The 26,147-nt window shown below is 44.5% G+C and carries 26 protein-coding genes; 6 read left to right on the plus strand and 20 right to left on the minus strand.

The genetic code is table 11. The features are described from left to right. The first annotated feature begins 56 nt into the window (after positions 1-56). The 3 genes from gltX to VL121_RS13855 all read left to right on the plus strand — a co-directional run bounded on the left by gltX (position 57) and on the right by VL121_RS13855 (position 3,220). Positions 57-1,586, plus strand: a complete 1,530-nt coding sequence (gene gltX / locus VL121_RS13845; RefSeq protein ID WP_325406282.1) for a glutamate--tRNA ligase — start codon at positions 57-59, stop codon at positions 1,584-1,586. A 525-nt stretch (positions 1,587-2,111) separates the two neighbouring features. Further along, complete coding sequence (locus VL121_RS13850) at positions 2,112-2,258, plus strand: hypothetical protein (RefSeq protein ID WP_325406284.1); 147 nt, start codon at positions 2,112-2,114, stop codon at positions 2,256-2,258. Between the two features lie 134 nt (positions 2,259-2,392). Beyond that, the gene (locus VL121_RS13855; RefSeq protein ID WP_325406286.1) at positions 2,393-3,220 is read left to right on the plus strand and encodes a universal stress protein; all 828 of its coding nucleotides are present in this window, start codon (positions 2,393-2,395) and stop codon (positions 3,218-3,220) included. A gap of 208 nt (positions 3,221-3,428) precedes the next feature. Here VL121_RS13855 and VL121_RS13860 read toward each other — a convergent pair whose 3' ends face one another. The 3 genes from VL121_RS13860 to VL121_RS13870 are packed head-to-tail and all read right to left on the minus strand — an operon-like array spanning position 3,429 to position 5,516. After that, entirely contained in the window at positions 3,429-4,322 is an 894-nt protein-coding gene (locus VL121_RS13860) for a TraB/GumN family protein (RefSeq protein ID WP_325406288.1), read from the minus strand. Between the two features lie 31 nt (positions 4,323-4,353). Then, complete coding sequence (locus VL121_RS13865; protein ID WP_325406290.1) at positions 4,354-4,977, minus strand: hypothetical protein; 624 nt, start codon at positions 4,975-4,977, stop codon at positions 4,354-4,356. Positions 4,978-5,015: 38 nt separating this feature from the next. Further along, positions 5,016-5,516 (minus strand): RNA polymerase sigma factor, encoded by a 501-nt coding sequence (locus tag VL121_RS13870; RefSeq protein WP_325406292.1) that lies wholly within the window; start codon positions 5,514-5,516, stop codon positions 5,016-5,018. A 170-nt stretch (positions 5,517-5,686) separates the two neighbouring features. Here VL121_RS13870 and VL121_RS13875 point away from each other — a divergent pair, with 170 nt between their 5' ends. Next, positions 5,687-5,971: a hypothetical protein gene (locus VL121_RS13875; protein ID WP_325406294.1), complete on the plus strand. Its 285-nt coding sequence runs from the start codon at positions 5,687-5,689 to the stop codon at positions 5,969-5,971. A gap of 44 nt (positions 5,972-6,015) precedes the next feature. Here the strand turns inward: VL121_RS13875 and VL121_RS13880 are convergent, their stop codons facing one another. After that, a complete protein-coding gene (locus VL121_RS13880) occupies positions 6,016-6,264 on the minus strand; it encodes a hypothetical protein (protein ID WP_325406296.1) in 249 nt (82 codons plus the stop codon). Between the two features lie 290 nt (positions 6,265-6,554). On the opposite strand from VL121_RS13880, the gene VL121_RS13885 reads away from it, so the two are divergent. Further along, positions 6,555-7,652, plus strand: a complete 1,098-nt coding sequence (locus VL121_RS13885; protein WP_325406298.1) for a glycosyltransferase family protein — start codon at positions 6,555-6,557, stop codon at positions 7,650-7,652. Here VL121_RS13885 and VL121_RS13890 read toward each other — a convergent pair. From VL121_RS13890 to dnaN, 5 genes are all read right to left on the minus strand, one after another. Then, positions 7,632-7,958: a DMT family transporter gene (locus tag VL121_RS13890; RefSeq protein ID WP_325406300.1), complete on the minus strand. Its 327-nt coding sequence runs from the start codon at positions 7,956-7,958 to the stop codon at positions 7,632-7,634. The genes VL121_RS13885 and VL121_RS13890 overlap by 21 nt on opposite strands. A gap of 95 nt (positions 7,959-8,053) precedes the next feature. Next, positions 8,054-8,770 carry a 3-deoxy-manno-octulosonate cytidylyltransferase gene (kdsB, locus tag VL121_RS13895; protein WP_325406302.1) on the minus strand — a complete coding sequence of 239 codons (717 nt, stop codon included), beginning with the start codon at positions 8,768-8,770 and terminating at the stop codon, positions 8,054-8,056. 31 nt (positions 8,771-8,801) lie between these two features. After that, a complete protein-coding gene (locus VL121_RS13900) occupies positions 8,802-9,620 on the minus strand; it encodes a sterol desaturase family protein (protein ID WP_325406304.1) in 819 nt (272 codons plus the stop codon). Positions 9,621-9,649: 29 nt separating this feature from the next. Then, complete coding sequence (locus VL121_RS13905; protein WP_325406306.1) at positions 9,650-10,078, minus strand: putative signal transducing protein; 429 nt, start codon at positions 10,076-10,078, stop codon at positions 9,650-9,652. Between the two features lie 20 nt (positions 10,079-10,098). Next, positions 10,099-11,214, minus strand: a complete 1,116-nt coding sequence (gene dnaN / locus VL121_RS13910; protein ID WP_325406308.1) for a DNA polymerase III subunit beta — start codon at positions 11,212-11,214, stop codon at positions 10,099-10,101. A gap of 132 nt (positions 11,215-11,346) precedes the next feature. Between dnaN and VL121_RS13915 the strand changes: the two genes are divergently transcribed. Continuing rightward, entirely contained in the window at positions 11,347-11,826 is a 480-nt protein-coding gene (locus VL121_RS13915; protein WP_325406310.1) for a regulatory protein RecX, read from the plus strand. Between the two features lie 134 nt (positions 11,827-11,960). Here VL121_RS13915 and VL121_RS13920 read toward each other — a convergent pair whose 3' ends face one another. From VL121_RS13920 to nuoC, 11 genes are all read right to left on the minus strand, one after another. Next, positions 11,961-13,400, minus strand: a complete 1,440-nt coding sequence (locus VL121_RS13920) for an NADH-quinone oxidoreductase subunit N (RefSeq protein WP_325406312.1) — start codon at positions 13,398-13,400, stop codon at positions 11,961-11,963. A 38-nt stretch (positions 13,401-13,438) separates the two neighbouring features. Continuing rightward, positions 13,439-14,917: a complex I subunit 4 family protein gene (locus VL121_RS13925; protein WP_325406314.1), complete on the minus strand. Its 1,479-nt coding sequence runs from the start codon at positions 14,915-14,917 to the stop codon at positions 13,439-13,441. After that, positions 14,914-16,800, minus strand: coding sequence for an NADH-quinone oxidoreductase subunit L (gene nuoL, locus VL121_RS13930; protein WP_325406316.1), 1,887 nt, complete (start codon positions 16,798-16,800; stop codon positions 14,914-14,916). The genes VL121_RS13925 and nuoL overlap by 4 nt, the downstream gene beginning before the upstream one ends. A gap of 71 nt (positions 16,801-16,871) precedes the next feature. Further along, positions 16,872-17,207: an NADH-quinone oxidoreductase subunit NuoK gene (gene nuoK / locus VL121_RS13935; protein WP_325406318.1), complete on the minus strand. Its 336-nt coding sequence runs from the start codon at positions 17,205-17,207 to the stop codon at positions 16,872-16,874. Between the two features lie 166 nt (positions 17,208-17,373). Next, positions 17,374-17,916 carry an NADH-quinone oxidoreductase subunit J gene (gene nuoJ, locus VL121_RS13940; protein WP_325406320.1) on the minus strand — a complete coding sequence of 181 codons (543 nt, stop codon included), beginning with the start codon at positions 17,914-17,916 and terminating at the stop codon, positions 17,374-17,376. Positions 17,917-17,941: 25 nt separating this feature from the next. Then, positions 17,942-18,457 carry an NADH-quinone oxidoreductase subunit NuoI gene (nuoI, locus tag VL121_RS13945; protein WP_325406322.1) on the minus strand — a complete coding sequence of 172 codons (516 nt, stop codon included), beginning with the start codon at positions 18,455-18,457 and terminating at the stop codon, positions 17,942-17,944. Between the two features lie 182 nt (positions 18,458-18,639). Next, positions 18,640-19,599: an NADH-quinone oxidoreductase subunit NuoH gene (nuoH, locus tag VL121_RS13950; RefSeq protein WP_325406324.1), complete on the minus strand. Its 960-nt coding sequence runs from the start codon at positions 19,597-19,599 to the stop codon at positions 18,640-18,642. Further along, a complete protein-coding gene (gene nuoG / locus VL121_RS13955) occupies positions 19,596-22,301 on the minus strand; it encodes an NADH-quinone oxidoreductase subunit NuoG (protein WP_325406326.1) in 2,706 nt (901 codons plus the stop codon). Before nuoG ends, nuoH begins: the two co-directional genes overlap by 4 nt. Positions 22,302-22,313: 12 nt before the next feature. Continuing rightward, positions 22,314-23,585: an NADH-quinone oxidoreductase subunit NuoF gene (gene nuoF / locus VL121_RS13960; RefSeq protein WP_325406328.1), complete on the minus strand. Its 1,272-nt coding sequence runs from the start codon at positions 23,583-23,585 to the stop codon at positions 22,314-22,316. Positions 23,586-23,600: 15 nt separating this feature from the next. Then, the gene (gene nuoE, locus VL121_RS13965) at positions 23,601-24,065 is read right to left on the minus strand and encodes an NADH-quinone oxidoreductase subunit NuoE (RefSeq protein ID WP_325406330.1); all 465 of its coding nucleotides are present in this window, start codon (positions 24,063-24,065) and stop codon (positions 23,601-23,603) included. Positions 24,066-24,361: 296 nt separating this feature from the next. Further along, the gene (gene nuoC, locus VL121_RS13970) at positions 24,362-26,110 is read right to left on the minus strand and encodes an NADH-quinone oxidoreductase subunit C/D (RefSeq protein ID WP_325406332.1); all 1,749 of its coding nucleotides are present in this window, start codon (positions 26,108-26,110) and stop codon (positions 24,362-24,364) included. Positions 26,111-26,147 lie beyond the last annotated feature (37 nt).

Here is a 26,147-nt window from a genome sequence, read left to right on the forward strand (position 1 = left end):
GGCTAAGGTAATTGTATTCCTGCAAGATTGATTTATCCCCCTTACTTTTGCGGTCTATGCCAGCAACAAAAAAAGTACGTGTACGATTTGCACCCAGTCCAACCGGCGGACTGCACCTGGGGGGTGTAAGAACTGTTTTATATAACTACCTGTTTGCAAAGCAGCACCAGGGAGATTTCATCCTTCGTATTGAAGATACCGACCAGGGCCGTTATGTGGCCGGAGCGGAGGAATATATTTTTAATTGTTTAAAATGGGCGGGGCTTGAGCCTGATGAAAGCGCCATACATGGCGGCGCGTACGGGCCTTACCGGCAAAGTGAAAGAAAAGCCCAATACAGGCAGTATGCCGAACGGTTAGTAAAAGAAGGCTATGCCTATTACGCGTTTGATACATCCGAAGAACTCGAAAAAATGCGGGCAGATTTTAAAACAGCGCAAAATCCTTCTCCCCAATACGATCTTACTATACGTGCTAAAATGCGCAATTCCCTTACCCTGCCGGAAGACGAAGTAAAAAAATTATTAGCTGAAAATACCAGGCATGTAATACGCATTAAAATGCCGGAAAATGAAACGGTAACTTTCACCGATATGATCCGTGGGGAAGTAAGTTTTAATACTTCGGTTGTTGATGATAAAGTATTACTGAAAGCCGATGGTATGCCAACCTACCACCTGGCAGTGGTAGTAGATGACCGTTTAATGGAGATCAGTCATGTCTTTCGTGGCGAAGAATGGCTGCCCAGCGCTCCCGTACATATTTTGCTATGGAAATATTTATTTGGGCTGGATGCCATGCCGCAATGGGCGCACCTGCCCCTGATATTGGGACCAAACGGGAAACTCAGCAAAAGGGACGGCGCTAAATATGGCTTCCCGGTTTTTGCCATGAGCTGGACCGATCCAAAAACCAATGAGCTTACGGAAGGCTTTAAAGAAAAAGGATTTTTATCCGAAGCCTTCATTAACCTGCTGGCTGTACTGGGCTGGAATGACGGCACGGAGCAGGAAATATTTACCAAAGCCGAACTGATTGAAAAATTTTCTATAGAAAGAGTACACAGCGGCGGCGCCAAATTTGATTATGAAAAAGCGAAATGGTTCAATCATGAATGGATAAAGAAGTTGCAGGTTACAGGTTACGAGTTACAGGTAAAGGAGCTATTGGAAAATAAGGGCATAGCCATAACAGACCAGGCGCAATTTATACAGGTATTGGAATTGGTGAAAGAACGCTGTGTTTTATTAACCGATTTTGTGGAGCAGGCTGGTTTCTTTTTTAAGGCGCCTGAAAAGTATGATATAGACGCAGTAAAACCAAAATGGAATGAAGCCAAACAGGTGTTCTTTGCCGAACTGATCCGCAGCTTTGAATTAAACGGCAACTGGAATGCGCATGACTTAGAAACCGGCTTTAAAGAAATGGCTGCGGCGCATCAAATAAAACCCGGCGAACTGTTGTTGCCACTTCGCATTATGCTGGTAGGCGGAAAATTTGGCCCGCACGTGTTTGATATTGCTGAAGTATTGGGAAAGGAAGAAACGGTTGTAAGGATAAAACACTTGCTGGCATTGTTACAGTAAAGACATACAGGTTTTTTCGTGGGACTCAGGGGCCTGGGAACATAAAAAAGTGAAAACCTCCGGTGCCATCTATATCCACCGATATGAATAGCTACTGCTAATCTTCACCATATAAAAAGTAATATTTTGCCACAAAGCAGTCACGAAGCCACGAAGAAAATAAAACGGGAAGATCAGGACTTTGTGTTTTAGTGGCATATCTTCTATACCGGCACTTTTGAGATAGCTCCCCGGCGGTTGAGTTTTGTTTCTACCGGTATTTACTATACTAAAGGATTATCATTGTAATCTAACCTGTCAGATACAGAAAAATAAAATAGGGTTCCACAAATAAAGAAGTCTTGGCCATACAACCTTCGGCACTGAAGAAGAACAGTGGCTCTGCAGCAATATAGAAAAATCATATATACTGCTGAACAGGGCATTATGTTATCCTGTTGCATTGAAAGTGATCAGCCAATGGGTAAAGCCAATTACCTGAATGACGCTTACAGAAAACGCAGGGCAAAAATGGCCGGCTGATGAGTGAAGCCACGGACGGATGAACAAACCCTGGCAGATAATTTTGAATACCTGAATAAAAAAGGCAGGGAAGCAACCAGCCACAGCTTCTTTTATATCTGCCGGCGCTTGCAATCTGTTGAACTCCTGCAATGGTTAAGAGCGCAATAACATAACAGGGAATCCGTTTTAACATTTTTGACCATCGCTTAATGATAACCAGTCATGTCCCTTACATAAATCATCAGACGCAAGCATGTATTTCGTATCTTCAAAATTACATTTGTCAATTAAACTATATATTCATGAAAAAGATCATTGCCCCGGTAGATTTTTCCGAACCTTCTGTAAACGCGGCTAAGTACGCTGTTCAGTTAGCGTCAGACCTGCCGGACAGCACCGTAACGTTATATTATGTGTATGAAACGATTATCGCGGGCTCTGATGGCACCCCTTTACTGATTGATCCGGATGCCAGGAAGAATGTGGCTATTATGGCTTTAAATAACCTGAAAAAGGAGTTAGAAGGCCTGGCAAAAATACCGGTTGATGTTGTAGCGGAAGAAGGTCGCCTGGCGCCCTGCCTCGAAAAATATGTAAAGCAAAATGCGGCAGACCTTATTGTAATGGGCATTACCGGCAGCAGCAAGATAGAGCAATTGATTATTGGCAGCAATACACTGAATGTGATCAGTAAGGATATTTGCCCGGTTTTTATTATACCCGGCAATGCTTCCTACAAAAAAATTGATCGTGCCATTTTTACTTCTGATCTGAAAAATGTGGAATCAACCACCCCTTTACGACCGTTAAAAAAAATTCTGGATATGCTTCATCCCGAACTCTACGTAGTGCATGTAACCGCAACCCACACGGCAGTGCCCGAAGCGGAGATGACAGAAAAAAGAAAGCTGGAACCTTTACTGAAAGATTATAACCCGCATTACTTTTTTGTACTGGAAGAAAATTTTACAGCGGCAGTAGATAAGTTCGCGGAAGAGTATAGCGCGGATATTATTATTACCGTTCCGCGTAAACACTCCTTCCTGGCGAGCCTGTTCAAAGGCAGCAATACGAAAAAGCTGGCTTACCACAGCAGCTTACCTATACTGGCTTTGCATTCCTGGGAATAAATGGCCTTGCTACAGATCCGCTTTGCAGTTCAGGATAACCTGACTGCTGAGCCGTTATACTCATCGGGGAGGGCATGCTGGATAAAAAAGCCCATAACAGGCAAAATTCAAACCCTAAATCCGAAGTCAAATGCAACCGGGAGTGGGTGAGCGCTGAAAAGAGCGCTTGTAATTTGGCTTCGGATTCTTTGTATCTCCTTCGGATCTTTTACTTTTCGCTTTGTATTTCCCAATCTCTTATCCCTTTAACCGTATACCCTTTTTCCCGCAACAGGTTAATCACACCCCTGGGTCCCGCGAGATGTCCGGCGCCTACGGCAAAAAATATTTTTTCTTTTTGTATGGCATTTTCCATAATGGGAATCCATTTCTGGTTACGGTTATATAAAAGGGTTTCTTCCGAACCCGAAATATCCGGTGAAGCCATAATATGCCGGTATAAAGCATCTAAGTTTTGCTGCTTGTACACTTCAACCATTTTTTCAAATTCTTTTTTCTGCTCATCAAATTCATTGACATAGCGCATTACCATCTGCACCTGTATGCTGTCGGGCATATCGTCAAATATTTTCATCTGCGCTTCAATGGTTTCCAATCCCTGTATTTCTTTGCTTTGCGCTTTCGCCATTTCTACAAATGTCATTTCATATGATTGAGGGTCTGAACAGGGAAGACTTTTAAGTGTAAGCATGCTCAACAGCACAAAGGGCTTCATGGTATTCAGCAAAGTGAGCGGCATGCCAATGGTATCGCGAAAAAAAATATTCAGTTTATTATAATCGCTGTCGCTGAATATATCGCTCAGCTTTTTACCCTGCAACAGGGAAAGCTGCATCATTTTCATATTCATGGCCGGATCGTCCATGTCTACTTCAAGAAAAACCTTATGTGCGGCCTTAAATTTTTCTTTAAGCTGTTCGCCCATTACAAAATCCTCAGAACAGATCATATGTACCGTACCATACAAATAAGACGGGCTGCTAATGCCATTTCCGGAAATTTCCCAGAGCAGCGCCTTATACTCATTTGTTTGTGCATGAACAGCGGGAACACAAAAATGCTGTACAAAAAAAGCAGTAAATAAAACAGAGAGTTTTCGCATCGTTAATAAATTTCTTTAACCGTAATCCACTTCATTCTTCCATTTCGAGCAACAGGGTTTTTAGCTTTTGAATATGCCTTCCGTATAAATGGCTTATATACCACCTGTTTAGCAAATAAAAGAGCATGGTAAAAATACCGGTAATCAGCAGATATAGCAAAGTAAATGCCGAAGGTTCTTTCCCGGCATATACCGAAGGAAAAATAACGAGGTGTTTGTAATGTAACAGTACATAAAAGAAAAGCATAACAACCGGAGCCATTGCGGTGCCCGCAATAAGGTAAAGCCGTACGTATTTTTCCAGTGTTGCCAGTTGTAAGCTGAGGTTGTGTTTTACCTGGCATGCCGGACATTGCATGTCTTTGAGTAATTTATTTTTTTTATGAAAATAAATTATGAAAACAATAGCCAGCAGTATATATGTCCAGCTTACTTCTTTTAACTGACCACCAAATGATACAAAATAGAATATGGCTATAACGGCAACACATACAAGAACGATAAGCAACTCATAAAAAAGATTGCGTCTCATTTTTGAAACAAGGTTTTGAGACGGGGCGCCGGGTAAGTTCAGCAGCTGCTGCTTTCCCGCAACGGCTATCGCCTTATCTTCACCCGCATCCTTCCATATTTCCTTTAAATATTCTAATTCCACTGTTATTGCTATTTTATATACCTACAGTAAAAAAGCTATTATGCCTGCCCGGTATGCCGGCGCAGCTTTTCTTTAATACGATTCATTTTAACCCGCAGGCTGGATTGCCCGATACCCAATACTTCTTCCATTTCCTGGTAGCTCCTCTCTTCAAGATACAGCATCACTATAGCTTTTTCAATATCAGATAAGCCGGTAACAGCCTGTTGCAATACCGCCAGCCGTTCTTTTTGCTCCAGTATGCCGTGCTCCTGCAAATCTGCAGATTCTGCCGGTAATTCGCCAACGGTTATGATCCTCCGCTGCTGCTTACGAAAGCCCGAAATAGCGGTATTTAACGCGATACGATACATCCAGGTACTGACTTTTGACTCATCCCTGAATTGGGAGTAAGCTTTCCAGAGCTGTGCTAAAATTTCCTGAAAAAGATCCTGCCTGTCCTCGGTAGAATGACAATACAACCGGCATACCTTATGTATGAGGCCCGCATTATCCTGTATTAATTCCAGGAACTGTTTTTGTATTTGATCTGTAGCCAAGCTGTTATTATACCTGCAAATATATTAGTCGGCGTAACAGGAAAATTGTTACAGGCGCAGAAAACCGGTTTACCGTACAATATTACAGCCTGTAGGCCCTGTGCAGTATCTTTACAGGATAAATGAAAGGGATATTATATTTTGTGGTGACTGTATTTACAATGCTGTGCATGTGCTGTAATTGCGGACTGGCGCAAATGCCATATAACGGCGGCATATCAAAATATGCGAACCCGGCTCAACATAATGGCTATACATCAAACTATAACCAGCTTTGGCAACAGCAGCCGGTATACGCAGATAGTACAGCAATGCTGCGCAGCATGCTGCGTTTAAAAAAGATGGAAAGCGTGCTGCCGGGTGCATTACCTGCAGGGTATTATAGTTCCTGCATGGGCTTTTTTGCAAAAAGGAATGGCAGTTTGAAAAAGCTACAAAAGTTCCTGTGCGGCTAAGATTAGGATCACTTGATTATTGCGATAAACTGGAAGGAAAATGATCAGTTTTTATTGCAAAGAAAAATGAAAGGCTTCAGTTCAGTCTGGTACATCATCTGCACCAGGAACTTCTCATCCTGAAGTACCTTATACTTATTCATGTCAATAACTTCATTTGCCCTGCAAAAAGCATCGGTAGACTCGGCATGAAAAAGAAGATCATTTAATTGCTCTACTTCATGTTCTATGGCCTGGTTGGTCATAGCTTCATCTTTCAACAATACAAGTAAATCGCGATTGGATGTTTTCATACTTATAGGATTTCAATTATAGATAGTGTATTCGCTCCGTTAATAACCTACCATTCCCTTTTTACTGGGACAACCACAACCCTTTTGCCCGCCTTTAAAAACACCACAGCCTGCAGTTGTAAGTGCGATCAGCAGAAACAACATTAAAAAAATTTTATAGCTTCCTTTCCTCATTATTTCCTGAATTGCTAAGTAGTGTAAATTTAAACTAAATTATCTTTAAATTATTGTTACAGCAAAAGCGTTTTCAAAAGCATTAACAATAATACTACTTTAACAGTAACTCCGGTATGGATACTCCAAAAATATTAGTGGCGCCTTTAGACTGGGGATTTGGACATGCTACCCGGTGTATACCCATTATAAATGAACTGGTTAGCCGGGGTTGTACCGTATGGATAGCATCAGGCGGAAGCTGCCTGCAACTGCTTCGTAAGGAGTTCCCCTTAGTACCCTTTTTACGTTTGGACGGATATAATGTTATTTACCATAACACAAAATCTAATTTCAGGTGGACTATAGCCAAACAAATTCCCAAAATAATAGCTGCTGTAAAGCGCGAGCAACATTGGCTGAAAAAAATAATGGACGAGCACCATTTTGATATTATAATAAGCGATAACCGCTATGGGCTTTATTCCGGGAAAGCAGTTTCTGTTTTCATTACCCACCAGTTGACTATTAAAACCGGCATCGGACCCGGGGCAGATAGGTTACTGCAAAAGATGAACTACAGGTATCTCAAAAATTTTGATGAATGCTGGGTGCCTGATTTTGAAGGGCAGGAGAATCTGGCAGGCAAATTATCGCATCCTGCTGCAGTACCTCCTCATACAACATATATAGGCGCGCTGTCGCGGTTAAAAAAAAAGGAGGAAAGCAGGAAATATGATCTGCTGATCGTGTTGTCCGGCCCTGAACCACGGCGTACCATATGGGAGCGGCTGCTATTGGAGGAACTAAAAACATATAAGGGGGAAACATTGATAGTACGCGGACTTCCGGATAATAATGACACCATAAATACGGATGCGGGTATAGCCATAGTGAACTTCCTTTCATCGGATGAGCTGGGTACTGCCATACAACAATCCGAATGGGTGATCTGTCGTAGTGGCTATACTTCCGTTATGGACCTGGTACAATTAGAACATAAAGCTATATTAGTTCCTACGCCGGGCCAGCCGGAGCAGGAGTATCTTGCACAATGGCTTCATCAGCATAAATTTTTTTATACTGTTACAGAAGATTCATTTTCCTTACAGCAATGCCTTCGGGAAGCCGCCGGTTTCCCCTTTAACTTTTCTGTGTTTCAACCCTTTCTTTCCAATTATAAAAAGCAGATCGAAAGATTAATACAGCAATACCTAATGCGAAACCGCTTTTAATCCGATAATAGAACCTATAAGTGTAGTGATGAAGAAAACACGCCAAAAATCGGCGGGGTCTTTAAATAAAAAAATACCAACCAAAGCGGTACCAACAGCTCCAATACCCGTCCATACCGCATACGCTGTGCCAATAGGTAAGGTTTGCGTGGCTTTTACCAGTAAATACATGCTGATGGCCAGGCATACAAAAAAACCAGCATACCACATATTAGCTGAGCTGCCGGATGATTCCTTTGCCTTACCCAGGCACGATGCAAATCCAATTTCAAACAACCCCGCGATAATTAATAGTACCCAGTTCATAGTAGTTTATCATTTATTAAAAGTATGCAATTTCTTTGCGCCGGTGATGGCATAACCGGCAGTATTATTTGGGGAAGACTGTATATAAAGTGAAATTATAAAAACTCCACTGCCCTTTTCAGATCTTCGGGTGTATCAATACCAACACCTTTATAATCAACGATAGTCATGCGCAGGGGTATGCCATATTCAAGAAAGCGCAGGCATTCAATTTTTTCGGCATCTTCGAGCGGCGTTACCGGCCATTTTGTAAATTGTAGTAGTGCCTGCTTCGTAAAAGCATATATTCCTATATGCTCATAGTGAATGATAGGGATGGATTCGTTGCGTGGATAAGGAATGGGATTTCTGCTGAACAGCAGGGAGTTCATATTAAGGCTGGTAACAACTTTTACGATATTAGGATTTTGGATCATTTCTTTTTCCTCAAGCGGCCGCATCATAGAAGCCACTTCCACCGTATCGTCTTTAAATAATTCAATAAGTTGCTGCAATGGCTTACGCTCAACAAATGGCGTATCGCCCTGCACATTCACAATAATATCAATATCCATTTGCGCAGCGGCTTCCGCAATCCGGTCGCTGCCGCATTCATGCTCTTTTGTACTCATCAGCACGCTGCCGCCGTGCGCTGTTATTTCATCATAAATGATATCGCTGTCGGTTACTACCCAAACTTCATCAAACAAACCCGTGGCAACCGTATTGTCATGTGTGTGCCTTATTACACTTTTATCGCCCAGCATTTTCATCAGCTTTCCCGGGAAACGGGAAGCGGCATAGCGGGCAGGAATCATGGCAACGATCTTCATAGCAGTATTTTTTTCAAAGATAGGATGATCATTAATAATCCGTCTTTATCGTTTTATCAAAAGGAATCCTGAACTGGTAGCCAATATCTTCATCATTCCTGCCCTCCAGCACATCCAGCCCATAGGTAAGGTTACGCGGATCTTCATAGGCAAATGTGCCAAACATCCTGTCCCACAGCGAAAAGATATTCGCAAAATTGGTGTCGGTAAAAGGCCGCTTAAAATGATGATGGACCTTATGCATATTGGGTGAAACGAATATCCAGCTAAATGGCTTATCCAGCCACAAAGGCGCCCGTATATTGGCGTGGGTAAAATGGGTAAAAAAACCAGATACGCTGCGGTAAAGAAAGTAATAACCCACAGGAACGCCCAGTACCAATACCCCGATAACAGTAAAAGTTTCGCGAAACAGCCACTCACCGGGGTGGTGGCGCGTGCCGGTGGTTACATCTACCTTGGTATCGCTGTGATGCACCATATGAAATTTCCACATCCATTTTACTTTATGCATGAGGTAATGCGGGGCATACTGTCCAAAAAAATCGAGGAAGAAAAGTATAGCTATTATTTTTACCCATACCGGCATAGCAAATAAATACAGCAAGCCCAACTGATGCGCTGTTACCCAACTGCATACTTTAACAGTAGTATAGCCAAAAATAATATTAAGCGCCAGCGTACAGGCTAAAAAAACAAGGTTAACGCCGGCATGCCGGTATCTTTTAAATGAAAAACGGAATAAAGGATAATAACCTTCTATCAGCCAGAAAATAATCATTCCTCCCACCAATATCAGCACCCGGTGAGCGCTGGGTATATGCTCCCAGTATTGAAGAAAATCATTCATACAGAAAAGTTACGAAGATTTTTTGGAGATCAATTTGGAGAAAAAGCAGGAGAAGGGGCATCGGGTAATTCATCAAATTCGAAGCCGCATGTAAAACAATGGTATACCTTTTTGATACTCATGGCATAGCTGCCAAAAAGAAAGGTAAGTACAGCGCTTAACCAGTTGCCCGATTTTTGTGGATTGCTGATATACTCTACATTATGTGAATGACAATTAGGGCATTCCATGTGTTTTCTTCTTTCTTTATCGAAAAGCGCCAGCAGGTCTGCGGCCTGTTGCGCATCGGCTTCAGGAACCATTAGTTTTATTCCACCAATGGCATTGGTTAGTATGGGATCAATGGTTACAGTATATTCATCGCGTAAAAAACAAGTTATGCCTTCATGCTGCAATTTTCCAAGTATAATATTGGCATCAATATAGTTATCAAAACTGCTTACCGTAATGAAGTTCATACGCCATAAAAATTAATAGGCTATTGGTTCAGCATCAGTGGCATGGCCAGCATCAGCAGATCCTCGTTCTCTTCTTTTTCCGCAGGCGTTATAATACCGGCTTTTGCAGGGGTTGATAACTGCATTACTACTTCAGCACTATCTGTGGCATTAAGCAGCTCAATTAAGAATTTTGCGTTGAAAGCAATCTGCATATCCTCTCCTTCGTAACGGCAGTTCATCCTTTCATTACCTTCAAAGCTAAAGTCAATATCCTGTGCGGCTAATTGCAATTCGGCACCGGTAATACTAAGCGACACCTGGTTGGTACTTTTATTACTGAATACGTTCACCCTGCGAAGCGCGTTTTGAAAATCGGTACGGCTTACCGTCATTTTATACGGGTTTTCCGCGGGGATCACTACTTTATAGTCCGGGAAGCGGGCATCAATAAGGCGGCAAACCAGTTCGGTAGTACCATGATCAATAAAAAGATGGTTACTGTTATACGATACTTTTAGCTCGTCTTCATTATCGGGAAGAGCGGTTTTTAAAAGATTCAATGGCTTTTTGGGAACGATAAAACTGTCTTTCTGCGGGCAGCTCACATCCGTTTTGCGGTAACGTACCAGCCGGTGCGCATCTGTGGCTACAAGCGTAATTCCCTGGGGATCCAATTCAAAAAATACGCCTGTCATTGCCGGGCGAAGATCATCGTTGCTTACAGCAAAAAGTGTTTTATTAATGCCGGTTACCAGGGCGGAAGCGCTCATGGTAAACATATTGGTATCTTTTGCCGCCGGTTCTTTGGGGAAATTGTCAGGGTTTTCGCCCATTACCTTATACTTACCATTGTCGCTGGTAATTTCCACTCCAAAGTTCTTGTCAATAGTAAAAGTAAGCGGCTGGTCAGGAAGGTTTTTAAGGGAATCTATGAGAATCTTCGCGGGTATGCATATGCGTCCATTATCGCGGGCTTCAATTTCAAGATGTATTTTCATTACCGTTTCCAAATCGGTAGCCACCACGGTGAGCCTGTTCTTGTCTATTTCAAATAAAAAATCTTCCAGGATAGGTAAAACCGTGTTGGCGCTGATAACGCCGCTAATTTGCTGTAACTGCTTTAGCAATGCTGATGAGGAAACAATAAACTTCATAAATCGGTTAAAATTAGGATTATGGCAAATATAGAATTAAGGCAATAAAACTACCCTTATTTTTTTAAACAATATCAACTACTAATCCACTAACTTCCGGCATCGGCCAACAGGCTGATAGATTATAGTTATATGATACCACGCGGTAAGGTTTCCAAAGAACAGGCGCTCCCCAAAATAAAGCACTACTGCGCTTACCAGGAGCGAAGCCATAAAGAGGTGATGGGCAAACTATACGATTTGGGCTTATTCAAAAACGAAGCGGAGCTAATGGTTGCGCAGTTGATAGAAGAAGGGTATTTGAATGAAGAGCGGTTTGCCATACAATTTGCAGGCGGCAGGTTCAGAATTAAACAATGGGGCAAAAAGAAAATAGAGCAGGCCCTGAAAGAAAAGCAGGTAAGCAGCTATTGCATTAAAAAGGCCCTGGCGCAAATTGATGAGGAGCATTACCGGCAAACACTGCAAAAACTATCCGCTGCTAAATGGAAGCAATTGAAAGGGGAAAAGAATATTTTTATAAAAAAAAGAAAATTACAGGATTACCTGCTGCAAAAAGGTTATGAATATGAACTGGTAAAAGAGGAGGCGGGCAGGATGGAGAAAGCGTGAGGGGTAAATGGCAAGAAGTAAGTGGTGAGTACGTGACGGGTGACGATAAACCGTTAACAGGTATTACAGGCATTTATTTCCGGATCATGAAAATAGCTGCCTTTACAAAAATCCATGCATTGCCGAATAATTCATTACCGAATAAGTAAAAATGCGCGAATACCCTCCACTGCGTTGCCCGGGAAAATACCCAGCCAGCATAATATAATCACCATTATTATTAATGTGGCATGCGTAGCAATATAGAAGAAAGGATGCAGGGTTTTGGGTACACTGCCTGTTGATGGAGCTGCTGCAAATAAAGTACTGATAACGCGCAGGTAATAATACAAACCAATAACACTGGTAATCACCAGCACTATAACCGGAGGCCATAATCCCCGATGAACACCCGATGCCAGCACGAAAAACTTTGCAATAAAACCGGCAGTAAGCGGAATTCCTGCAAGTGATAAGAAGGAAATGATCAGTACCGTGCTTAATACAGGACGTTTATACAATAATCCTTTGTACATAGCCAGATCCTCAGCATCTTTCATACGGGTAGACAATACTGAAATAACACCAAATACGGCCAGCAAGGTAATGGAATAAGCAACCAGGTAAAAAGCCGCCGCTTCCACTCCTGCGGCATTACCGGGCAGGAAGGCTACCAGGAGGTAACCAAAATGCGCAATGGAAGAATACCCCATTAGCCGCTTTATATTTTGCTGCCGCAGTGCCAGCAGGTTACCCACTATCATAGAGGCTATGGCGATAACAGAAAAGGTATTCATCATCAAAGGGTATTGCTGCAGGTTAACCGATTGGGCAAAGCGCAGCAATACGGCAAACACGCCAATTTTTGAAACCGTAGCAATAAAAGCGGTTACCGGGGCAGGAGCGCCCTGGTATACATCGGCCGCCCATAAATGAAAAGGCGCCAATGCCAGTTTAAACCCTATGGCCACCAGCATAATACCAAAGCCCATCATGAACAGCACGGAAGAAGCAGATGCTCCAATGCTTTGCGCAATGACTGTAAATTCCATACTGCCTGTTTCCATATAAATAAGCGCCATGCCAAACAAAAGAAATGCGGAAGATACCGCCGCCAGCACCAGGTACTTCATGCCCGATTCTACGGCATGATTGCGGTTGCGCAGGTAGGCGATCAGTGCGTATAAGCTTACGCTCAGCACCTCAAGCCCTATAAAGAAGGAAATAAAATGAACACTGATGGTAAGTATGGCGGCGCCCAGTGTGGCGAGGAATAACAGTATGTAGTATTCTTTGGGATTCTCTTCCCGCTCTTCAAAATAAACATAGGAAAACAGGCCAACGGCCATCATGGAAAAAATAATCATGCCCGTAAACAATGCGCCAAACCCATCTACTACCAGTAATGGCAATACCTTCTGCGGCAGGGTATCTTTTACATACCACATGGCAAGGATTACCAGGCATGCCATAAGGAATGCCGCTACCTGTATAACGGTATGGCTCATACGAAACGCAATGAGCAATATCACTGCCATGGAAGCCGCTGCCAGCACCATGAAAGGAAGAAGCGCTTCAAATTGAAGTTCATTCATACAACAGTTATATGTTTGATACGCCGGGTACCGGGAAATCAGTGCGCAGGCGCCTGCTTTATCACTAATACTCCTGCTATATCTTTCACCATATTTATAACAGGCTGCGGAAACAGCCCTAATACAATAATGCTGATGGTTAATGCGGCCATCATGATATATTCTCTTGCACTCATATCTTTGAGCGGTACCGTTACCGTAGGAGGACCAAGAAAAACCTTCTGCATCATCCGCAACGCGTAAAAGGCAGAAAAGATCAATCCAAGGGTAGCCCAAACCGTTAGTGCGGCATTAGTGGAAAACGCGCCCATGAGTACCAGGAACTCGGCAATAAAACTACCCAGCACAGGCAATCCCAACGCCGCCATCGTAAACACCATAGTCATACCACCCATCAATGGTATAGCAGTCCATAATCCCCCCATCTGGTTAATATCCCTGGTGTGTAATCTTTCTTTGAGCATGCCGGCAATTACAAATAAAGCGCCGGTGCTGATACCGTGGGTAAGTATTTGCATAACCACCCCATCCATAGCTATTTCATTAAAAGCAAAAATACCAAGCAGCACAAATCCCATATGACTAACGGAGGTGTAGGCAATCAGCCGCTTCAGATCGGTTTGAGCAAAAGCCAGGAACGCGCCATACAAAATACCAATGGCGCCCAGCAGCATAGCCCACCACGCCAATGCCTGCGCCTGCTGGGGAAACAGCGTTATTACAAAACGAATAATACCATAGGCGCCGGTTTTTAACAATAGCCCGGCTAAAATTAAACTTCCGCCCGTTGGGGCTTCGCCATGCGCATCGGGTAGCCAGTTGTGCAGGGGTACAACCGGCAACTTCACCATAAAGGCGAACAGAAATCCCATCATGATCCATTTTGCAGCAGCCCCGGGTGAAGTATGTAGGAGATCGAAATAATCAAAAGAATAGATGCCGGTTTGTGCTGCATGCATAAAATACAAAGCCAGTATAGCCAGCAGCATCAGTAAACCACCTGCCTGCGTAAACAGAAAAAATTTATAGGATGCATAGCGCCGGTTGGCATCTCCCCATATAGCAATCAAAAAATACATGGGCACAAGCATTACCTCCCAGAAGAAGTAAAAAAGAAAAAGATCCATCGCTACAAATACGCCGCAAATACCGGCAAGCGTCCACAGCAGGTTGAAAAAATAAAATCCTTGCTTTTCTTTGATCTCATTCCATGAACAAAGCACCGCTAAAATACCCAGGAAAAAGGTTAACAACAGCATCACCAGGCTTAAGCCGTCTAAAGCCAGGTGAAAGCTGATGCCGAAAGAAGGGATCCAGCTAAGCTGGTAATTGATGAACCATCCGCTACTGTTCCGTACTCCATTTGTATATTGCAAACAGATAAACACCGTAAGTAAAAGACCGCCGGTAGCAGAAAATAAAGCGATCCATTTAGGAAGCACTTTGTTCCACTGTTCCAGCAGCCAGCACAGCAGCCCGCCAATAAGCAATAGGATTATAAGTACTGCCAGTATCATAATAATTGCATGGTTATAATGAATAAGATACCTATCAGCACACCTGCTACATACCACCGCAATGAACCGTTTTGCGTAAGCGACAACAGGCGGTTGATATTAATATTAACCTGTGCGATACCATTATACAATTGATCAAATACATCTTTTTTATTGATGCGGGTAATGAAAAGAAAAGGCCGCACGAACAATGTCCTGTACAATGCATCAAATTCCCACCCGTTCAGCAAAAAGCCTCTCACTGCCTGCATCCCTGCTGAGCGCTGCCAGCCTTCCAATATTGTTTTGTTGCTGTAATACAAAACGTAACCGGTGTACAGTCCTGCAAATGTTACAAGCGCTGCTATGCACTGGAAAATAAATTCGGAAGGAAGCTGTTGCTTTACAACAACCGCGGGTAATACTTGCTGCAACTGGTCTGAAAACAACGTAAAATGCATAAGATTGTGCGGCCATTCTATATAGCCTGCCGCAACCGAAGCGATGGCCAGTATAATAAGCGGCGCTGTTATCCATTTCCCTGCAGGTTCGCCAGCAGGCGTTTTTCTTTCGCCCCAAAAAACAACCAGCATCAGCCGCGTGCTGTAAAAAGCGGTAATAAAAGCACCGGCAATGGCCAATATCCATAAAAACGCATTGCCGTTTCCGGCACTCCAGGCATACCATAATATAGCATCCTTGCTGAAGAATCCTGCCGTTACCAACGGCAATGCCGCCAGCGAGGCGGCGCCCGCCAGGAAAGTGAGAAACACTACCCGCATGCTGTTCTTCAATCCGCCCATCTTAAAAATAGCATGCTCATGATGCAGGGTTTCTATTACCGCTCCTGCAGCCAGGAATAGCAGGGCCTTAAAAAAGGCATGGGTAAAAAAATGAAATACGGCGGCACTCCATGCGCCTACGCCTAAAGCAAGGAACATGTACCCGATTTGACTGATAGTAGAATAGGCCAGTATTCGTTTAATATCCGTTTGTACCATAGCGCTGCAACCCGCTACGAAAAGGGTTATTGCCCCTGTAACAGCAACAACGGTCATGGATACCGGCGAAAGCTCAAACAGGGTATGCATGCGTGCAATAAGATAAACGCCGGCCGTTACCATGGTAGCGGCATGGATCAAAGCGCTTACCGGGGAAGGACCGGCCATGGCATCGGGTAGCCAGGTTTGTAAAGGCAACTGCGCCGATTTACCCATTCCGCCCGCCAGTAATAAGAGGGCAATAACCGTAATAGTTGTATCCCCGGTTTCAAAATGTTTTGGCGCCTGTTCAAGAATGGAAGGAATATGCAATGTGCCCAGCTCTCTGAACAGCAAAAACAAGCCGATGATCATAGCGGTATCGCCGATACGCGTAATATAGAAAGCTTTATTTGCCGCATGGCAATTGGCCGGCGTTTCATACCAGAAACCAATGAGCAAATAGCTGCACAGGCCTACGCCTTCCCATCCCAGGTACAATAGCACCAGGTTATCGGCCATTACCAGTACCAGCATAGAACATACAAACAAATTCATGCAGGCAAAAAAACGGGCATAGTCGCGGTCTTTACGCATAAAAGCCGTGGAGTAAATATGAATAAGCGCTCCTACAAAGGTGATGACGAATATAAATATTAGTGTTAAAGTATCCACAGTAAGGCTAACGGGAACGGATAACCTGCCGGCACTAAACCAGTTCCACAATAATTGTGTATAAGCTACTGAAACAGGAGGATTTTGAAAAAATTCAATGCCCAGCACAATGGTAATAAGCGCCGCTATACATATTGTGCCGGCGCCAATGCACGCTATAGCTTTTTGATGCAAATGCTTCCCCGCCAGGGATAAAATGAGGAACCCGAGCAATGGCAGTGCAGGTATAAGATATAAATACTGATTCATACAATAACCAGTTATTGAATTAAAAGTGAAACCGGTACTTACTGTAATGTCCGTTTATCATTTAAGCCATTTTATGTTTCCATTTCTTCAGGCAAAGGCTCGTCTTTTAATGCCGTTATATTTCCCACGTCCAAGCTCTTATTCTGGTGATAGATCTGCAGCACCAATGCCAGCCCTATCGAAACTTCCGCGGCAGCCATAGCCAGTATGAACAGGAACATCACCTGCCCGTCTGGCTGCTGCCATTTTGCTCCTGCTGCTACAAAAGCAAGTCCTGCCGCATTTAACATGATCTCTACCGATATAAGCATGAAAACCACATTCCTTCGCGTTAGCACGCCAATCAATCCTAATACAAAAAGTATTGCGGAAACAATTAAAACGGTATGCACATTGAAGGGAGGCATTGATGATTTTTAGTTTATAGTTTGTGTCCGACACCCTGCTCACATTTTTTCGCTCTTCTTAAACTTCTAAGGGTTTCCTATAGGGCAATTAATTTACAGCAAAACCCGGTACATCATTGCCTGCTGCCCAGCACTTGTATATTTTCATTTCCACATTTTCACATTCTCATATTTTCACATTCTCCATTACCTCTTCCTGCAAAAACCGGTGAAGCCGCTTTTTCTTTTGCTTTCCTATATGCGCCGCGCCTACAATACCCGCCATAAGCAGGAAGCCCGCCAGTTCCAGCGCAATAATATATTCACCAAATAAAGCGAGCGATACTTTACGGGGATCAACCACTGTAACCTGCATTGCTGTGTCTTCAGTTTTAAGCAGCAGCACAATCATTTCAACCAGTAATATCAATACCAGCAACGAAGGCCCTATCCACACTTTGGGGCGAAGCCAGTTTTTTTCCTGCAAAGCGGTGTCTTTACCGAGGTTAAGCATCATCACCACAAAAATAAACAGCACGATAATTGCCCCTGCATACACAATCACTTCCAGCACCGCTATAAAGGGTGATCCAAGAGATAAAAAGATCAATGCCGCTGCCAGAAAGGAAACCACGAGATACAATAAAGCATGTACCGGGTGAAAGCGGGTGATGGCCAAAATAGTTGCAGCAACAGCCACAAAGGATGATATGTAAAACAGCAGGATCATCTGTTACAAATAGTTGTTACTGCATTTATGGTAATAAGCTTTTGGTATCTACCGGGAGCTCTTCATTGTCGCCTTTTCCTTTTGCCTTAACCCCGGCATTCATTCCAGCTACTTTATAAAAATTATAACCGGGATATTTCCCCTCGCTGTTAATCAAAAGGTCTTCTTTTTCGAATACCAGGTTTTGCCGGTTGTATTCACCCATTTCAAAATCAGGGATAAGCTGTATGGCATAGGTTGGACAGGCTTCCTCACAATAGCCGCAAAAAATGCATCTCGAAAAATTAATGCGGAAGAATTCGGGGTACCGGCGGCCATTTTCATCTTCCGTTGCCTGTAGTGCAATACAATCTACCGGGCAGGCTGCAGCGCACAAATAACAGCCCACACACCGTTCGCCACCATCCGGATCTTTTGTTAGCACAATACGGCCGCGCCACCGCGGATGCAGCTTTATCTTTTCTTCGGGATACTGAATGGTTTCTTTTTTACGAAACAGGTGTAAAAAAACCAGCCACATTGTTCTGAGATTACTGAACATAATTTCTACTCCGTCTCCTGGGAAAGTACCCTGCCGGCACCCGGAGAACTATTTTAAATTATAACTAAAGCGTGCTCTGTTTAAACCTACGAGGCTTTTTTCACCCTGCTATTGCCATCCCGCAAACCTCATGAGTTTTGCTGCATTCATTCTCAAATTTTCACACTTCCCACATTTTCATATTAGTCTCCCCTCACCCACAAAGCAATGGCGCCGGTGATCATCAGGTTTGCCAGTACAACCGGCAGTAGTATTTTCCACCCATATTCAATCAACTGATCATAGCGCGGCCGGGGCAGCGAAGCCCGCAGCAATATGAACACACCAATAAAGAAAAAAGTTTTTAATACAAACCATGCCAATGGCGGAAGAAATGAAGGTCCCAGCCATCCCCCGAAAAACAGGGTTACCATCATGGCAGAGATGAGTGTAATACCCAGGTATTCGCCAATAAAAAACATACCGAACTTCATGCCTGAATACTCGGCATGATAGCCTGCGATCAATTCACTTTCGGCCTCAGGAATATCAAAAGGCAGGCGATGCGTTTCGGCAATACCGGCAATAAAGAATACAAAAAAGCCCACCGGTTGTGTTACAATAAACCATATGTCTTTCTGTGCTTCTACAATAGCGCCCATATTAAAAGATCCTGTCAGCATTACTACACCCATCAGCGATAAACCCATAAATACTTCATAGGCTATCATTTGCGAAGCGCCGCGCAGGGCGCCCAGTAAGGCATATTTATTGTTGGATGCCCAGCCACCCAATACAATACTATATACGCCCAGGGAAGACATGGCAAGAAAAAACAGCAACCCGGTATTCAAATCGGCTACAACAATACCCGGAGCAAAGGGAATGATCACAAAACTCAGCAGCACACTTCCCACAACAATGGCAGGCGCTGTAATAAATATCCATTTATCGGCAAAAGGCGGTATCCAGTCTTCCTTAAAAAATAATTTGAGCGTATCGGCCAGCACAATAAACAGGCCCAGGGGGCCGGCACGGTTGGGTCCCAGCCTGTCCTGCCACAGTGCCAGCAGCCGGCGCTCTACCCAAATAAGCCCGGCGGCAATGTTGAGCAGTACGAACAGCACGCCTAATACGATCCATATGTGTTGCATAACGCTCATACTATAATTTTAACCCATGCGCCCCATGGTAAAGCCGGTATTCCCCGGTAGCCAAAAGGCGCCAGGATAATACCGCTGCATAGTTCATGGTGAATTTTCAGGGGTAAGGTATAATGGAGATCATTTTTTTCTATAGTAACGGACGCACCATTTACCACACCTAACTCTGCAGCATCTTTTGCTGATAAAATGATGCATGCCTGCGGAACCAGTTCTTCTATTGCTGTGCTGTAAATGCTCAGCTCACCTGAGCCAAAGAGCTGGTATTGCGGCAGCAGCAGGTACTTACCCTGCCGGGCGGAAAATGATTCAGGGCTGTCTTTAAAAAAATGAAAAAAATCCTGTTCTTTTTGCTGAAACAAACATACCTGCCGATCCTGCTCACGCAACTCACCGCCTGTTTCTGCCTGGTATTTATTAACAGCCTGTCCGGAGTTCCAGCCGGGCATCCAAAAATAAGGCGTCATGGATGCGGGTGGTATTCCGGGATATCCTTCCATAGTATAGGTAAGCGGTGAATCATTATCCTGGAGAGGGCGGGGCTCACTTACCGAAATATTGGCCAGCATTGCCGTACGTCCGCTATACCGGTGCGGTTCCCGCGGTATGGGCTGGCCGTTAATACGGAAGCTATGCGGGGGCGTTACCTTAGCGATGTTTTGAAACTGGGGCAGGGCGGTTTCTAATGCCGCCAGCCATTCATCCGGGTGATGCGGCAGACCGTTGGTGATGGCTGCCTTCATGGTTTGAATGTTCCCAAGCCATTTCCAGCTTTCCTTTATACAGTTATTAGCCGGCATATACACCTGGTAAAAATGCTGCACTCTTCCTTCATTGTTCACCAGGGTGCCGTCTGCTTCGGCAAAAGAAGCGGCAGGTATCAGCACCTGTGCCTGTGCGGTGGTGCGGTTGTGCAGCACATCCAGCACAATAAGGTTTTTACAATGCCTAATGAAATCATCGGCCCTGCCTTCCGGTATGTGCCTGTACAAATCATTTTCCAGTATAATAACGGTACAATTGTTTGCTGCTTTTACGCTTTGCATAGCTGCTTCAAAAGGGGGCGCCTTCATCATGGCAAGGCCCATGCTGTTGCATTCGGGAAGCACATAAGCTATACCCGCTTTTCTTTGGGGCCGGTTTAACAACAGGCTGATATTGTAAGCCGCTTTAATGATCCCTTCATTATAGCAGGAAGTACCGCTGATGACCACCGGCCGCTTTGCTCCTTGCAATGCCCCGGCAATATGCTTTGCTGTAAGCGCCTCCTGCTCCGTTAAACCCGGAACAGGAGGAACAGCAGCAGCATTGAGCAGATGTGCAATAGCAAAACCCAGCCGGGCGATATGATCAGGCGCTTCCTGCACCGCAACAGTGGAGACCGCATCCAGCGGAGATGCTATAACCGTAATATTGGCGAGAAATCCTTTTTCGTTTTGAACGAACTCCTTTATTGCGGCATCATGCCAGGCAGCTAAGGAAGTTTGTTGTACGGCTTGTGTAGCCGCCGTTTTCATTACTGCCTGGCGCACAGCAAGTGCCATTACAGGCGCCGTGTTCCAGATATCTTCTCCCAGCACCAGCACCACATCGGCCATTTCTATTTCTTTTAATGAAACGCTGCTCACCGCACCGGTTTGCAACAGTTCTACCATACGCCGTTCCAGATATGCCGTATCCTCGCTTATACCCTGGTAGAAATTGTCTTTCCCTACCAGTTGCATTAACGCGAAATTACTTTCCATTGAAGCCCGCGGAGATCCTATTCCAATAACGGGAGAATCTGTTACAAGCCTTTTTAAATGGCCCAGTACAGTTGCTTCATCCACTGCTTCAACAGGAAGGGTACGGATTAATGGGATTGTTACCCGGTTTACACTATTAACGAATTCATATCCGTAACGGCCTTTGTCGCAAAGAAAATAGCCATTCACATTGCTGTTGTACCTGTTTACAATACACCGCAGTTGCCCGTAACGTTCCCCGGCAATAATATTGCATCCCAGGCTGCAATGCTGGCAAATGGAGGGTGAGGTGGTGAGGTCCCATTTACGGGTATAATGTTTTTTAAGCGTTTTGTCGGTAAATACGCCCGTTGGGCAAACTTCCACCAGGTTGCCGCTGAACGGACTTTGCAATGCGCCATCCTGCTCCCTGCCGAAATACACATGGTTATGGGCGCCAAATACATCCAGGTCATCGCCTCCCGCATAATCGCGGTAAAACCGAACACAACGGTAACACTGTATGCACCTGTTCATTTCATGATGAATGAGTGGCCCGAGGTATTGATTGGTGTAGGTACGTTTTTTAAATTCAAAGCGCCGGTAATCATGCCCGGTCATTACCGTCATGTCCTGCAAATGGCAGTTGCCTCCTTCATCGCAAACGGGGCAGTCGTGCGGATGATTGGTCATGAGCCATTCAATCACCTGTTCCCTGAACGCTTTTGCCGTACTATCGGTAATGGACATACGTAACCCATCCTTCACACTTTCCATGCAGCTCATTACCAGCCGCCCGTTGTTATCCTGCTCATCTTTAAATACTTTTACCGCGCACTGCCTGCATGCGCCTACGCTTCCCATAGCAGGGTGCCAGCAAAAATAGGGAAGATCGAAACCAAGACTGAGACTGGTTTCTAACAGGTTTTTCCCTGCTTTTACTTCATATGGTTTGTTATCAATATAAATAACAGGCATGATGCCTTTATTTTAATATGAACATTTTTTTTCCCTGATATGCCGGTCAAAATCCTCCCTGTAATATTTGATGGCGCTTTGCAGCGGCTCCATAGCGCCGGGCGCCAGGGCGCAAAACGTGTTGCCCGGTCCAAGCAATTGCGTATGCATTTGTAATAGTTCTATATCTTCTTCTTTTCCGCGGCCCTCTTCAATAGCCCATAATATTTTTTCCACCCAGGGTAGCCCTTCCCTGCAGGGTGTACACCAGCCACAGCTTTCCTGCGCAAAAAAATGCTGCAGGTTATGAACAAATCCCACGGGGCAGGTTGCGTCATCCATAACTACCATGGTGCCTGTGCCCAAACGGCTGCCTGCTGCAGTTACCGATTTAAAATCCATTTTAATATCTAAGTGTTGCTCCGTTAAAAAATCGGTGGAAGCGCCACCGGGCAACACGCCTTTTAACCGGTATCCCTTTTTCATTCCGCCTGCATGTTCTTCAACAAGTTCGCGCATCGTTACGCCCATTGGGAGCTCCCATGCGCCGGGGTTATTTACTTTACCGCTAACACCATATATTTTTGTTCCGCCATCTTCACTGTAGCTCAAGTTTTGAAACCATGCTGCCCCTTTATTTACAATGTGTGGAATGCAGCAAAGCGTTTCTACATTGTTAACAATAGTTGGTTTCCCAAATAACCCGCTCACCTGCGGAAAAGGAGGCTTGGCACGCGGTGTAGCTCTTTTACCTTCGAGTGCGTTCAGTAAAGCGGTTTCCTCGCCGCACATATATCTTCCTGCGCCGGTATGCAGGTACATATCAAGACTAAAGCCGGCGTTCATAATATTTTTACCCAACCAGCCTGCATGATAAGCTTCCCGAATGGATTGTTCCAGGGCCTGTGCGGCTTTTTTGTATGCCCATCGCAAAAAAACATAAGAAATGTTTGCCTGGATAGCATAAGCGGCAATGATCATTCCTTCAATTAACTGGTGCGGGTTGCCTTCCAGCAGCAAGCGGTCTTTGAAAGTTCCCGGCTCCATTTCATCGGCATTGGCGATCAAATATTTTGGAGAGGGAGCATCTTCACCCATTGGAACAAAGCTCCATTTCATACCCGTATTAAACCCAGCTCCGCCACGGCCTTTCAGCCTGCTTTCCTGTACTAATTGCTGCACTTCCCCCGGCGTCATATTTTTTAACACCTGCTGCAAAGCGGTGTAGCCGCCGGTGGCAGTATATTCTTTAAGCGTGAGCGGCTGCCGTCCGGCATGGATATTTTGAGTAAGCGGACGTTCCATTGAATAAAATTTTGATCAGTTATATTCCGATAATACATCGTCTAACGCTTCAATGCTGATATCTTTATAGAGGTTTCCGTTAATCATTAACGCCGGTGCATGATCACAGCAACCCAGGCATGCATTGGGCAGCAGGGTAAAACGCTGGTCAGCGGTTGTTTCTCCAAACTTTATTTTTAACTTCTGTTGTAATGCTTCATATATATTTTTATATCCCATCACGTAGCAGGAAATACTATCGCACAGCAAAATAACATGCCGCCCCACCGGTTTACGGAAAATGAGGTTATAAAAAGTGGCTACGCTGTCTACTTCGGCCGGGCTCATTTCAAGACAATCCGCAATATCACGCACCGTTTCATCATTGATCCAGCCGCGCCGCTGCTGCACGATCTTCAGCGCCTCAATTACTGCCGCTTTTTTATAAGGCAGCTTTGCCGCTTCATGATCAATGTCCTGTATTTCTTCTTCCGACAGCATAATTTATTAATCAATAGTTACAATAGTTAAGGTTTAAAACCTTTATGGCCCGTCAAATACGAATAAGCGTTTGAAATTCAATTATTCGCCTCAGCCCAACCCTCTCCTCACGGAGAGGGAGCAGAACTCGCTACCGCAAATGATTTCATCAACTTTATACATTTTTTACCGGGCAATGCTGGTTTAAACTTTTCAGTGTCTCCATTTTCAAATTTTCATACCGGCCTTCCGACAGGTTTTCACATCATAATATCTTTACATTTTCATATTCTCACATTTACACACTTCCATATTATCTACCGGTCTATATCCGCCAGCACAAAATCAACACTTCCCAGTATCGAAAGCAGGTCGGCAACCGTATAACCCTTACTGATATAGGGTACCATCTGCATATGCGGAAATGACGGGGTTCTGATCCTCACCCGGTATGCCGCCGTACTTCCATCGCTGGTTAAATAATAACTATTGGCGCCCTTGGTGGCTTCAATACAGCTCATGGCTTCGCCGGCAGGAATTACGGGTCCCCAGCTTACATTCAAAAAATGGGTGATCAGGGTTTCAATATCCTGCATCGTATATTGCTTCACCGGCGGCGTGGTAAGCGGATGATCTGCTTTATAACTGCCCTCCGGCATATTGTTTATGCATTGTTCTATTATGCGCAGGCTTTGCCGCATTTCCTCTACCCGCACAACCGACCGGTCATAACAATCACCATTATGCGCAACAGGAATATCAAAGTCAAACATTTCATAACCCGAGTAAGGTCTTTTTTTCCTGAAATCCCACTCAAAGCCGCAGGCTCTCAGCCCTGCTCCAGTTACTCCCCATTCAATGGCTTCCTCCAGCGTATACACGCCAATACCCCTGGTGCGCGCCCTGAAGATGCTGTTGCGTATCACCATGTTATTGTATTCTTTTAATTGTTTGGGGAAATGATCAACAAAGGATCGTACTAATTGTTCCCATCCTTTAGGAAGGTCTTGCGATACTCCGCCAATGCGGAACCAGTTGGGATGCATCCGGCCACCGCAGATGGCTTCAATGATGTCGAAAATTTTTTCACGGTCGGTGAACATATAAAATACCGGCGACAACTGTCCTACATCCTGTGCAAAAGTGCCAAACCATACCAGGTGGCTGGCAACACGAAATAACTCGCATAGCATTACCCTTATCACTTTCACCCGGTCGGGTACTTTAATGCCTGCCAGTTTTTCAACCGCCAGCAGGTAGGCCAGGTTATTCATTACACCGCCCAGGTAGTCTACCCTGTCTGTATAAGGAATATAGGTATGCCAGCTTTGCCTTTCGCCCATTTTTTCGGCGCCGCGGTGATGGAAGCCAATTTCCGGAACGGCGTCAACAATATCTTCCCCGTTCAACTGCAGTATGATGCGCAGTACGCCATGTGTGCCGGGATGCTGGGGGCCGATATTCAGGAACATGAAGTCGGCATCATCGCTTTCGCGCTGCATACCCCATTCTTCAGGTTTAAACTGTAATGCTTCCTGCTCAATGTCCTGCTTTTCATCCCACAACTGGTAAGGTTCCATTTCCGTTGCTCTTGCCGGATGTTCTTTGCGCAGGGGATGCCCCTCCCAGGTGCGGGGCATAAGAATGCGCTGCAGGTGGGGGTGACCTTCGAAGCGAATGCCAAACATATCATATACTTCCCTTTCGTACCAGTTGGCATTTTTATATACGGAACTGAGAGACGGAAGACAGGGATAAGCGCCCCGCAAGGCCACTTTAATCCGGATAAAATGATTTTGATTGTATGAAAACAAGTGATAAACAACTGTAAAATCTGAAGGCGGGGCGGTTGTTTTTTTTGTTTTGTTGCGTTCATCTATGCCACAGAGGTCATACAGAAAAGAGAAAGACTGATGCTTGTTTGATTTGAGGTATTGTATTACGGGTATAATTTTTTCCTTAGCCACCCAAACCGTGGGTATTTCATCAACAGTGATTTGCTGCTGAAGCACATCCGCGCTGAAATGATCCTGCAGATGCTGTAGTATGCTATTGGCAAACCGCATGCAGTTTGTGATTTTATTGCTGTTGTACAACAACTCC

The sequence above is a fragment of the Agriterribacter sp. genome (genome assembly GCF_035497235.1).
In the GTDB taxonomy this organism is placed as follows: domain Bacteria; phylum Bacteroidota; class Bacteroidia; order Chitinophagales; family Chitinophagaceae; genus Agriterribacter.